We start from the raw sequence: 13,168 nt of genomic DNA on the forward strand, positions 1-13,168 counted from the left end.
AGTATCATTGACCTAATCTTCCAGCTAACCCTAAATATTCCAGGGTTTAGCTAAAATAAATCATACACCTTGAACTCAGACCTCCTCTAAAGGACTCATCATGTTTAAATGCATTTTCTTTTTTGGGGGGTTATTTTTAATAGCAATAGCATTTGGAGCGAATGCTAAGATCATTATCAAAATCGGTTGCTCCAACTTCCCTCCGTATTTTAATGTGGAAAATGGTCTTTGTTTGAGAGGGAAAGGCATCGACAAGATTCGAGAGTTGAACAAGAAACAGAAAAAGTACGACTTCCAGCTCTACGTCACCGCCCCGGCCAGAAAAACCATGGATTTTCAAAACCGGAAGTTTGACATGAGCTTGTACAGCAATATCAATTGGGGTTGGGACAAATCCACCGTTTTTGCCAGTTGCATATTCGGTACCGACCACGAAGTCTTTGTCGCCCGCAAAGACCAAGTTGCTGGCAACAACGCTTATTTCGACGATATCGCGGCGAAGAGAATCGTCGCCATCAATGGCTATCATTATGCCTTTGCCCAGTTCAACGCCGACCGGGAATTCCTGCACAAGCATTTCAATATTGAGTTGACCAACACGCATGAAGGCAACCTTATGGCCGTTATGCTGGGGCGTGCCGATATGGCTATTGTCACCAAGTCCTTTCTTGACGACTGGCGGCAGGAACATCCGGATTTGTCTCCGGATCTGATGGAGGCGAAAAAATATGATCAGACCTACCAGTTCACCGCTGTCGTCAGGAAGGATGGCTCGTTGACGAAGCGCGAAATCGACCAACTGCTAGGCTGTGACAGCAGGTAATGCTGTCACAGCACGCGGCCGCAATCCGAAAATCATGACGGCGGCCGCCGGCGGCAAAACGCACAGGCTAGCGCTTACTGCCTGCGCACCTGCCCAGATTTCAAGTCGCGGATGGACCAGTTCTTGGACTGCAGAATGCGAGAGAACTCATCCAAACCATAGCGATGGATGCCAAACGCTCCCGGCTCCGCCTGCTCCACACTGCCTGCGCCGCCCGGCTTGTAACGGATGGCCTCAGTTGTTCCGCGCGGGTTGGCGCTGGCATGGTCGAAGATTTTGGGAATGACTCCACGCGGCACGGTCACCGTCAGCTCGCAATCGAAGCCAGAGCCGCCCTTGGGATCGTAGACTGCGCCATCAGTGAAAAACCACTTATGCTGCTCGAACGAGCGCGGGCCCTGGGCAAATTTTCCTGACGTCAGCAGCGCATCCGCTTCTGCTCGACTCATGTAGCGGCGGATGGTGACCGCATTGGCGAAGGCGTCGCCGGCCCCAGCGGCTCGCGGCACAGCGTCGAACACGCTTCCAATCACTCCCGTGATGCTGTCGATGAGTTCAAGCCTGGCCCGGGCCTTGTACGCCACGTCTATCAATCCATTCAGATAGTTGCCATAAGCCGTGCGCGACTGCGCGCTCAACGCTGCCATCTCCGCCTTGCTCACACCGCTGCTCTGGGCCGAGCGCAACTGCGCGCTGAATCCCTCCACCTCGGCTTTGGCCAGCAGGGCCAAGTCCTGATCCAGCCCCAACGCATGATCTATGTTCGAGCAACTCAACGATGCCGGCAAGCCGAGGGCGAAGTCGAATGACCCCGCCTGTGCCTTGGTATTGCCCAGTATCGCCTCACGTACCTCTTCCAGTTGCCAATGGCCTCAGTCACCATATCACAAGACAGCGAGCGCTTATCCCGGCCAGCGCCGCTTGCGATGCCGCACCCGACGGTAGCAACCTCCTCCTCGACCAACCCTCTCACCGTCACCGCCTCACTGGCCGGCTGGCTAGTCTGCTGCAGCCGCACGGCTCCCAGGCGCTCAGTATCGATCCGCGACAAGCGGTATTGCGGGGTGGCCGTGCCCGCTTGGTACTGCTCCCCCATGGCACGCATGCCCACAGTGCGCCGCACCACCTGTTTCAATTCATTGGCCGAGACGTAACTGAACAGACCGATATTGGGATCGTAAAAATGAAAGGCCTTCGCACCTGCGCTGCGCTGTTCATTGTCATCCCCAACATCATCTCATGCGAGCGTTAATCCATGCTGAACAGAGCGCCACTATTAAGATCTTCTAGATGAGCAGCGATCTGCTCTAGTCAATCAGAAAATCTAGAGTGCCCCCTACGGGCGATGGAGTGCATAGTTGTAGAACTGGACGATCTTTCGGTTGCGCCCCCTAAGGGGCCGCAACACATCATCACAGAATCTGAGTTAACAGCGGTCGTAGACCATCAGGCATATCTCGTCCAAAGCCGGTCAGATCACTGCCCGATACAGGCGCCATCGAATTCATTGCTTGGACTAGCCTTTGTTGATTTCTGAGCACAGTCAGCTCCGACGGTACCGAAAATTCATTCATTTCGTACAAGCTTTGGCTTGCCTTCACCGAACGAGAAGAAAGCTCGCCTGCAGGCACAACTTGACTCAAACGCTGAAACACCTCGTTGCCGCTCCATGCTTCCGCTTCCCCATCTTCAAACGAGAAAGACAGGCTAGATAATCTCCCTTCTCGGCCGCTCCCCACCATATTCAACAACTTAACATGATGCGCGCCGTTCACTAGCAGCAAGTCTGCGCCGTCCAGTTGCCATCGGTAAGCACCGCGAGTCCCGGGCAGAACCAGATGAATGGGCGTATTGGGAAGATCATCGGTAATGATCGCGATATCGGCTCGCGATAAAGCCATAGCCCCAGGCCTCAGCCAGTGCGTCGTCTCAGAAGGACGCATCATGATCTCTACTCCGGCAGGCATACCAGGAATCACAATATCTTCCGCCAGGGTTTCCAGCGTATCCTGGCCAACACCCCCAATGATCTCCAAACGGCGGCCACCCGGCCCTTCCCGATAGATGTAATTCACACCATTCGCCTCCCAGGCGGCTTGATCCAACATCACACCGTCATCACCACTGGCAAGCTTGTACGACAACCTCCGGCCCGACGCATCCCGCCCCTGCACCCGTAATTCTTGCGACAGCGCGATATGCTCCTGCTCTCCCAACTGTTGCGTCAACCAGGTGTTCAAGGCTTGACGCGTCATGCCCTGCTCAGAGAATCGCCGCAGCAACCCATCCATCACATGCGTTTCGACGTCTTGGTGAGCCAGTATGTCCAGCTCGCGTAATTGCAACTGATCTCCTAACCAGATGCCGCTAAAATTTGCTGACAATGCCTCCAGATTAAGCGTTCCGCTCAGTGTGCGACCATCGGCGATCGCCACCCCTGGCAAACTCCATTGACTGGTCTGCCCCTGTTGCAACTGCCACACGGTAGTCTCACCGGATCCGCTCTCCAAAAGGAAAGCATCGCCGCTGGCTACATGAATCGCGCCAGAGCGCTGCCCAACCGCCAGGCTCAGCCATCCATGGTCAGACAAACCAGGAGTATTCGCCTCTGTATAGAAACGTTGCAGCAGCTCAGTCATCTGCGCCGACGGTTCCCGTTCGAGTATCAAGGAACTGGCATAACATCCCGCCTCCAAGTCCACGCTTAAGCATAACGTCGCCCCTTCTCCCAAGGTATGGGTAAGCAGCACGCTCTGAGGCCGATCCTCTCCGGCAAAAGACAGCGTCTGCCCCCCCACCACAATGGCATTGGCACTGATCCTCATGTCAGAAAACGCTCCATGCTTGAGCGCACCAAGCACCAGCTTGCCATCCTGGACGGAATGAGTTTTCACGGCATAGTCAAGGTCGAAAACCCATTTCTCTCGCCTCTCGCCGCTGGCCTCCACGCGAATAGGCACCGCCTCCGCCGGCAGCACCACCGAATATACGCCGCCGTGTCCCTGCAGATCATATGACAGGTGCCCGCGCTCGACCGCATTGGTCACAGTAGGAACGATCAGAGTGCGCGACTCGGCATCCAACGTTACGCGAACGGCTGTGGCGCGTGGTTCTTCGACAATGCTGCTGATTCCCCAGTCGGTTGGAAACGCATACATGCCCCAGATGAACTTATCGCCGTAGTGCTCGTGCAGCCGTCGGAAAGCCGCCACATCCGCTGAGCGTCGACCAGTCACCTGGTTGTAATCGAACTGGATTCGCCGCCCCACACCACTTGGCAGCGTGACAATTCTCTCAACAGTTGCTTGGCCATCCGACTTGAACACATACTGCTTGTCCGCCATCCCCAGGCCGGCGTAAACATCAAGCCATGTATGGGAGTCGGGATCAGGCCTCGCAAAGAAATGATCCCAACCACCGGTTACAGTGTGCCCGCTTCCGCCTCGAGTTCCGTTAACTTCGATGCTGCCGTAACGCATAGTCCCATTAACGAAGTCAAGATGCTCCACCACCGCTCCGTCCGCGACCTGCCACGTCTGTCCAGACTGCTGCAGTCCTCGATGTTGAATGCTGGCCAGAATGTCGTTGAAGCGCTGTGCAGACTGATCGAAACCATTGCGCAGCCTTTGATAGTTGTCGACCAGCACGGGAATGCCAACCGACAATCCTGCCAACGGCGTGGCAAGCGCACCCAGCACGGTCGCAGCTCCCCCGGCCCCGGCCATGCCCGCCAACAACGCCGCCAGGCTGACACCGCTGTTGACTACCGCCAGACTCAGTTTCGTCTCCACCGCAACTCGGGCAGTCGGATCAGTCGTCTGCATCAACTCGACAATAATGGCCCCGATATTAATCCCGTCCAACACTGCGCCGGCGCTGCCTCCGATCACCCCCATGATCTGCCCGGTTTGAGATAGCAATGTCAGGTCCTTCTGCAATGCAGAACCAACCCAGTCCGCCATATGAGCAGCATCAACGGCCGTGCTCAGGCCGTTGTTTATCAGCTGTGCGTAAACCTGCACCTTAAGCGCATCGCTCATCGCGCCCAAGCCACCATTCCGTGGGTTGACATCCATCAGGGTTTGCAGCATGTACGCCGCATTCAATGTATGCACTGCAGCCGGTTCGCTCAGCCCTTGCCACATCAACAAGCCGCGGCTACCGGCCCAACCGACTCCGCGCTGCAAGTCCCTCACCATGCTGGCGGCTTCCGCCTCGAATTGCGTCAGCACGGCCGCACTGCTTCGCACCCACCGCCGCCCATCCGCGCTGCCGAGCTGCACCGATCGGTTGACGAACAGCAACTCGGTGGCTCCATCCCCCAAGCTTCGGGTTTTCAAGGTGGGTAGCCACGCCTCAGGAGACAGGCCCGCCTCTCTCTGCATCGCCTCCACCGTCTCCGCCCATTGCGCGCCCAGCGCGGCGATGCGGGCATTCTTAACCGTGCTCTGCTCAACTATCGTACGGTGTTCCGCTGCTGGCGCTTCCCGGTCGAACAAGTGTCGACGCAACGCATCTCCCACACTTACGTGTAAATCCGCCAAACCGTTTCGCTCCTGCTCGCTTAGCCCTGATCGTTGCGCCGCATCCTCCAGCGCCCTGCCTAGCTCAAGCAAGCCCGTCGTCGTCATCGGTCTTTCCAGATTCCCTTCCAGAGCCAACCCAACCTCTGAAAGGGCCTCCTGCGACAACGGTTTGCGCACTAGTCGGCCAGCCTGCGCATCCCACACCAACTCCACCTTATGCAACACATCACGAAGCCGCGCCGATTCCTTACCGATCCACCCCCACTCCTCGGTCAACACCTCCTTGCGGCCAGAGGCCGTGACGCGAACTGGGTATTCGCGCGCGCTCAAAGACAAGCTGCTGCGCTCGATGCCCATATTCGTTCCCTGAGTCAGCAGCCACTCACCCAGTTGCCCTGGCAAAGTCTCCGCCAGCGCACGCGAGCCATCCATCAGGCGGCAACCGACGAGATCGAGATGTATGCCCTTCACTTTGCCTGTTGGAAAGCGCTGCAGCAATGTTGCCAACTCTTCTTGCAACTGCGCGCCTGTGCGACCGCCGAACAGTGTTTGTCCTCCCTGAGACAGGCCATGGCCGACAAGAACGATCCTCACCCGTCCTTCGCTGTCCAGCTGCAACGGCGCGGCCTGTTGAATTGACTGACTGTCGGCGTTCCAGCCCAAACTGTTAGGCTCGTCGCCATGCAACTGCAGCCATTCGCTATGTCTGGGGTGCTTGCCGAACAAACTCTCCGCGGCCTGGAAACTGTTGTCGTCTCCCTGTAGCTGCACGATCAGCTGCCTGCTATAGACCAGACTCTCATCCGTTGCCGCCACATTGCGAGCCGCTTGCGCCAGGCTCTCGGTTGCGGGCTGGCGCCAGGCTTCAGGCACGCCCAAGTCACTCAGGGCGCCGTCTTGGCGCCGCAAGCCGATGGCATAAGCACGCACGCTCTCGGCGAAACTTTGTATCCTCGCGGGCCTGTCATTCAGATTGCGCATGTGGGAGGCGGCGTATTGATCCGCCAGCAGCGCCAACTCTCCCAAGCGCCCCACTTTCTGCGCCAGACTCAAGCCGCTGGCGTCAGCATGGTATCGGTCCAGTTGCTGCAAAATACGCTCATACGAGGTGCCTTCCGGCACGCCGGCCTTTTCAATCAACGTCTGCCTCGTATCCAAGCTTGTCGGAATATCATATGAGCCGGCATTAATCCGCGACTCCAGATCCTTGAATGGCTTGACCTCAGCGCTAAAGCGACGCGCCAGCTCCGCTTCTTTCAACGCGCGCTGTTCAGCAGATGGCAAGGTACTGGCCGGACCCGATAGGCTGCGCTGGAACAACAGACTTTCGCTCCCCCAGCCTGGATAGTCGATGAGATCTCTCGCCCAACTAGGGGCCCCCCCTAAAACAGACCAATCCTGATCGGACAACAAAGGGCCCTCCGCTACGGAAGCCAGCGGGCGTTTCGCCTCAGCCAAACTTGGAAAATCCTTGAATTTTATCGCCTTGTTCCGACACTTTTCTTGCGCCAGGAACTGCTCTTCCCAGCTTCTTTCATCCGCGATGATGGCGCTCGTCTGCTGACTCGCGCCGGCAAATTGATGCGCCGTCAGGTCAATACACAGCCGATACCCATTCACCTGGGCCACCACCACGAAATGATTGTTCGGCATCTCTTGGCTGACTTTATCCCAAATCGCCATGCCTCGTACCTGGTGGTCAATGCCCGCTGCTCGCAATTTTGCAGAGACCCTCGCAGCAGCAGCCTCGCATTGCTCCTTGGGCGAATCGATGTATCGCTGTAATTCCGTATCGTTTTTCAACAAATCTTGCACTCGCAGCACGGCCTGCTCTAATGGCATTATGATTTTCCTTATAGTAGTGAGATGGCTCGCCTTGACGTCAGGCGATTTCGGCATGAGTTCGTGCCGATGAAGAAGGCTTGCCCACGCTCGCTAGCCACAGGCGTGAACAAGCCCAGAAAATGCTCGGCGATGACACTTTTCAGCGTTCTCGCATCGCTTCCGAAATGACTTCCGTGATGGGGGACAGCAAATAGTCAACAACTCTGCGCTTGTCGGTACGGATTTCCACGCTGGCCGTCATCCCGGCATGCAGCGCCAAACTGACGCCATTCGTCGTCTTGGCTGGAAGCGAAAGTTTAATTCTCGCGTCATAAATTGGCCCCTTCTTCTCGTCCGGGACCGCATCACGCGACAGGTGCTCCACCGTGCCGCGAAGCGTGCCGTACTTGCTATAAGGATAGCTGTCCACTTTGATGGTGACCTCCTGCCCAGAACGCACAAATCCGATGTCTCGATTCATCACCTTGGCATCCACCGCCAAAGTAGCGTTATCCGGCGCGATCACTAATAACTGCTGGGCTGGCTGCACTACGCCGCCTATTGTCTGGACCACCAGTTGCTGCACATAGCCGCTGACCGGCGCGCGCAGCGTTCGAGACTGCTCTCTCTCCCGATAGCGCCGTATGCTCAGTTCTACCTCATTCACCCTATCTTCGGCAGCCAGCAGTTCAGCCAGATATTGCCGCCGCGCATCTGCTCGATACTGGGCCAACTCCGCGTTCAGACGCGCTATGCTGGCCGTATACTGCAAGGTGCGCTGTTTTTCCGCGGCTAGGCTTTTCTGAGTGGAGATTTTTTCATTCTCGGCATCCAGCCATTGCAGGCGCGCGCCCATCTTCTGATCCATCAAGGTTTTCCACGCATGCGCCTTTTCCGTGACGACCTTCAAGCGAGCCTCCAGCTTTTCCTGCTCCAACATGCTGCCGGCTATTACCGCTCGACTTTCGGCCAATTGCGCACCCAAGGCGCGCTCTCGGGAAAAATAGACCGATAACTCTTCGGAAAGGCGTCGCTGCTGATGAGCAGTTTGCACCGCATCCTCGTCATCCGCCATCGTCACGTAGCGTTGTTGATCTATTCCATTCAGCAAGGCTTTGAGTCGCCTAATATCCAGCGAAGCCAATTGACGCTGGCGCTGTAATTGCGACACATCAACCTGATTTTCAGTGCTGTCCAGTTCAATGAGCGGCTGGCCAGACTTGACATGCATGCCATTGGCCACATGGATGCGACGCACGATCCCGGCTTCAAGCGACTGCACGGGCTTGACGCCCCCTTCTGGCACGAGCTGCCCGGTTGCCACTGCATTAATGTCGACCTCGCCTAACCATGCCCAAAAGACGGCCAGCACGAAAAATCCCATGATCAAGTACGACAAGGAGCGCCCCATAGGCGATGCTGGGGTTTCCAAAATTTCCAACGCAGCCGGCAAGAACTCCCTCTCATGAGAGGCACTGCTAGCCTCCTGCCAAGAGACAAAGCGCTGTCGGCAGTAATGGTAAAAACGCCGCATCATGATGTCTCTTCTTCCTGCAAATCTCCCGCCTGGATAGCGCAAAGGCGAGCGTAACGTCCTCCTCGTTCCAACAGCTCATCGTGACGCCCATCTTCGACAACCTGGCCGTTTTCTATCGTGATGATGCGATCCGCCTGCCTGACCGTAGACAGCCGGTGCGCAATGATCAATACCGTCCGTCCCTGGCATATGGCTCGCATATTCCGCTGGATGATGCTCTCGGATTCGTAATCCAAGGCGCTAGTCGCTTCGTCTAAAATCAGGATGCGCGGATTGGTAACCAAGGCGCGAGCGATGGCAATACGCTGCCGCTGACCACCTGAAAGGTTAGCACCGCGCTCCTCCAGCATAGTGTCGTAGCCCTCGGACAAGGCGAGAATGAAATCATGCGCGCCGGCCAGCTTGGCCGCCTCGACCACACGCTCCATCGACATACCCGGATCGGCCAGCGCAATGTTGTCGCGCACAGTACGATTGAACAGCAGGTTCTCTTGAAGCACCACGCCGACCTGCGTCCGGAGCCAATGCGTGTCCACCATGGACAAGTCAAAACCATCTACCAGCACCCTTCCTGATTCCGGAACATACATGCGTTGCACCAGCTTGGTCAGCGTACTTTTTCCAGATCCTGACGGCCCGACGATACCTACAGTCTGGCCAGCCGGAATGCGCAAACTGATGCGACGCAAGGTTTCAGGCTTATCTGGACGGTAGCGAAAAATGACTTGGTCCAAAATCAGCTCGCCATTAATCTCTCCCAGGCTCGCTCGATTCGGGTCATACCCCGGCTCCGTCGGGCTATTCAAGACATCGCCTAAGCGTTGTACCGATAAACGTGCTTGCTGAAAATCGTTCCACAACTGCGACAATCTGAGCACGGGCGCTGTCACATGGCCGGAAAACATATTAAAAGCTACTAGCTGCCCCACCGTTATGGAGCCATCGATAACCGCCTGTGCTCCCCAGTACAAAATACAAGCACCAGATAACTTGGACACCAATTGCACGCTTTGACTAGCGATATTCCCTAGATTAGCGCAACGAAAACTCGCATTGACATAGGCCGCCAACAATTCTTCCCAACGAGCTTGCGATTGAGGCTGCACCGACATTGCCTTCAAGGTTTCCACCGCAGTAACAGACTCAATGAGAAAAGATTGGCTTTCTGCATTCCTTCGAAATTTCTCGTCTACTCGCTTTCGCAAAATCGGTGTAACAAAAAGGGCGATCATGGCAAGACATGGCAAGGTCAATAAAACCACAGCTGTCAATGATGGGCTGTAATGCCACATTATTGCCAAAAATATCACCGTAAAAAATAAATCCATTAGCAAAGTCAATGCAGAGCTGGTAATAAAATCGCGAATACTTTCCAACTCACGCACCCTAGCAACCGTCTCACCTACGCGTCGAGACTGAAAATACGCCATAGGCAACGCCAGAAGATGGCGAAATAGCTTTGCCCCCAGCTCTACATCGATACGGTTAGCCGTATGAGAAAACACATAAGTACGCAAACCGCCCAATACAACCTCAAATATCGACACCGCAACCAAACCGAATATCAATATTTGCAATGTGCTCATAGACTGGTGCACCAACACCTTATCCATGACAACCTGAAAGAACAAAGGCGAAACCAGCGCAAACATCTGTATAAACAGAGACATTAACAACACATCAACAAGCAGGCGTTTGTATTTAAGTAATGCAGGAACGAACCAACTGATATCAAATACATCTTTCCCTTCAACTAACTTTGCCCGCTTAGCCAACAAGACTAAATAACCATTCCAAAGCGCTTCAAAGCACTGAATATCCATCATGGACATTTCGCCACTCAGCCCATTCTGTATCAGCACGCGCCCTTCAAGCGCCTTGGCCAGTAAGATAAACCTTCCATCATGCAACTCGGCTATGGCCGGCATCGGCGTGCGCTCCAGACGGCTACTAGCAACCTTGACTCGACGAGCCTTCAAGCCCAACCGGCGGCATAAACCCACCAATGTTTCACCATCACAAGTCCTCCCGATTAACTCACGGCGCAGCTGCTCCGCATCGACCGGCTGGCGAAAAAATTGCAGCAATATAAAAAGACAATTTAGCATGCTAGTGCAGCTAGCACTCTGATCCTTACTTGAAGACGCATGGTCACTCATAAAAATTCCCTTACCCGTACCAATTCCGGACTCCATTTATAGAACCATCTATTCCTTTTAAAATACTGGCACAACACTCCGCAAAAGTAGAACATCAGAAATCATATATGCCTTATAAAAACCACTAAAAATAAGATACCCCTATAGTTTTTAAAAATACAAAACAATAAACAATACTAGCCATGAATAAACATGGCACAACACAGCACTTTACAGTTAAAAATATAGGAGCATGCATAATAACCTTGCTTCACAAACAAAACGTTTATTGCTTTTTATTCAAAAAAGCAAAGCCTACTATCAGAATGCAGTGAAAAATTCAGCATTAAAATATCCAAACAAGCTGCTTAAAAAACCACTTTGAGAATCATATCTTTTCTGATTATGGATCGTAAATTTCTGAACTAATTCAGATGGCACCTAACACCGCAATCCAATCTCCTTTCCATTACCCTGAGCGTGACAGATCCTTTCATGGCAGATAACCATCTCTAGCACATGACTGCCTTCAAGGAAGTGTCAAGGATTATTGCCTTTGAAAACAACCTGCTTCACCCCACCCCATAGGCAACGTTGGCATATTAATGACTTCAATTACCGGCCGATAAATTATTAATCAATATTCAATTGAATTAAATATAACAATAAGCATATTTAAATAAAATTAATTTCAAAAATCGCTCATTTTTCAAACAGCTAAGAGGGATGAATGTAGTGGTCTACTGTATTCGGACACCCACTTACCCGCCCCTGACAAATTTAAACCAAATTGCATTTTTTGTAAGATTATCAATCCTTATGGTCTAATACGTAACCTCCTCCCACAAAACCGTCGCGGCGAAAAGTAGAGATTTCTGGCAAATTTAAGCCCACCCGGGCAGGAGATTTGCCATGAAGAAATCGAAGTTCACTGAAGAGCAGATCGCTTTCGCGCTGCGCCAGGCCGAATCGGGCACCACCGTCACGGAGGTCTGCCGCAAGATGGGCGTCTCCGAAGCCACTTTCTACAATTGGAAGAAGAAATACGGCGGCTTGGGCGTCAGCGAGCTGTGTCGCTTGAAGCAGCTGGAAGAAGAGAATGCCCGCCTCAAGCGCATGGTCGCCGACCTGAGCCTGGACAAGCAGATGCTGCAGGAAGTCATCCAAAAAAAGCTATGAAGCCGGCTCGCCGACGCGAGCTGGCCCACTTCCTGATCGATGCCTACCGCGTCAGCATTCGTCGCGCCACCGCCGTCGTTCAACTGCGGCAGGCCACCTATTTTTATCGCCCACATCCGCGTGACGATCGTGCCGAGCGACAGCGAATCCGCGAGATCGCCGCCACGCGCATTCGTTACGGTGCGCGCCGCATCCACGTCCTGCTGCGGCGCGAGGGCTGGTTGATTAATCACAAGAAGACCTACCGGATATTGCGAGGAAGGGCTAAATCTGCGGCGCAAGCGGCGGGTGGCGGCCGCGCATCGACAAACCCGGCCATCTCCAACTTGAACGCGTGCTGGAGCATGGATTTCGTGGCCGATCAGCTGTTCAACGGCCAAAAAATCCGGGCGTTAACTGTAGTGGATAATTTTAGCCGGGAGAGCTTGGCGATCACGGTGGATTTCGCGCTGAAAGCGGCGGACGTGGTGGCGACCATGCCGCACGTACAAACCCTGCGCGGGACGCCGCAACGGATTCAGGTCGATAATGGTAGCGAATTCATTTCGTTGGTGCTGGATCAATGGGCTTATGAGCACGGCGTCACGCTGGACCTCTCGCGGCCAGGCAAACCGACGGATAATGCCTTTATCGAGTCGTTTAACGGCAGCCTGCGGGATGAGTGCCTGAACGTGCATTGGTTTCTGTCGCTGGATGATGCGCGTGACGAAATCGAGCGTTGGCGACAGGATTACAACTAATTCAGGCCGCACAGTTCGCTGGGCGAGCGGACTCCCAGCGAGTTTCGACTAGCCCATCTTGAAGCCGAAAATCTCCAACTTAGACCGCTCAGTTAGTTGGGAGGGGCACTGTTGCACAAATCCACCCCCACCGCAGCTTGGTAAGATAGCGGCATGACCAAGCCCGCTCCAAAACGCTACCGAACGACCAACTGGAAAGCCTACAACCAAGCCCTGATCCAACGCGGCTCTCTGTCCGTCTGGTTCGACACAACCATGTCATGGCAGGCGACTCCGCAGGGCAAGCGCGGGCGGACACAGACCTATAGCGATGTAGCTATTCAGTTCTGTTTGACTATCAAGAACCTGTTTGGACTGCCTTTGCGGCAGACCATCGGTTTCATCCAAAGTCTGCTCAAGCT

The 13,168-nt window shown here is 54.4% G+C and carries 6 protein-coding genes and 2 pseudogenes; 3 read left to right on the top strand and 5 right to left on the bottom strand.

From position 1 onward, the window contains the following. The first annotated feature begins 100 nt into the window (after positions 1-100). A complete protein-coding gene (locus C2134_RS00785; protein WP_103316714.1) occupies positions 101-823 on the top strand; it encodes a substrate-binding periplasmic protein in 723 nt (240 codons plus the stop codon). 74 nt (positions 824-897) lie between these two features. Here the strand turns inward: C2134_RS00785 and C2134_RS00790 are convergent, their stop codons facing one another. The 5 genes and pseudogenes from C2134_RS00790 to C2134_RS00810 all read right to left on the bottom strand — a co-directional run bounded on the left by C2134_RS00790 (position 898) and on the right by C2134_RS00810 (position 10,869). After that, positions 898-1,554 carry a hypothetical protein gene (locus C2134_RS00790; RefSeq protein ID WP_146042041.1) on the bottom strand — a complete coding sequence of 219 codons (657 nt, stop codon included), beginning with the start codon at positions 1,552-1,554 and terminating at the stop codon, positions 898-900. A 41-nt stretch (positions 1,555-1,595) separates the two neighbouring features. Beyond that, positions 1,596-2,018 (bottom strand): annotated as a pseudogene (locus tag C2134_RS22235) (Mcf1 protease effector domain-containing protein); the annotation flags it as partial. Between the two features lie 217 nt (positions 2,019-2,235). Further along, entirely contained in the window at positions 2,236-7,191 is a 4,956-nt protein-coding gene (locus C2134_RS00800) for a TcdA/TcdB pore-forming domain-containing protein (protein ID WP_158248657.1), read from the bottom strand. A gap of 142 nt (positions 7,192-7,333) precedes the next feature. Then, the gene (locus C2134_RS00805) at positions 7,334-8,710 is read right to left on the bottom strand and encodes an HlyD family type I secretion periplasmic adaptor subunit (protein ID WP_103316721.1); all 1,377 of its coding nucleotides are present in this window, start codon (positions 8,708-8,710) and stop codon (positions 7,334-7,336) included. Beyond that, positions 8,707-10,869, bottom strand: coding sequence for a type I secretion system permease/ATPase (locus C2134_RS00810; protein ID WP_199179836.1), 2,163 nt, complete (start codon positions 10,867-10,869; stop codon positions 8,707-8,709). Before C2134_RS00810 ends, C2134_RS00805 begins: the two co-directional genes overlap by 4 nt. An 891-nt stretch (positions 10,870-11,760) precedes the next feature. Here C2134_RS00810 and C2134_RS00815 point away from each other — a divergent pair. Together C2134_RS00815 and C2134_RS00820 are read left to right on the top strand one after the other, a co-directional pair. Beyond that, a pseudogene (locus tag C2134_RS00815) lies at positions 11,761-12,764 on the top strand (IS3 family transposase); the annotation flags it as partial. A gap of 156 nt (positions 12,765-12,920) precedes the next feature. Further along, the coding region (locus C2134_RS00820; protein ID WP_199179837.1) for a transposase at positions 12,921-13,168 on the top strand (248 nt) is incomplete at its 3' end.

Source organism: Chromobacterium sinusclupearum (assembly GCF_002902845.1).
GTDB classification, from domain to species: domain Bacteria; phylum Pseudomonadota; class Gammaproteobacteria; order Burkholderiales; family Chromobacteriaceae; genus Chromobacterium; species Chromobacterium sinusclupearum.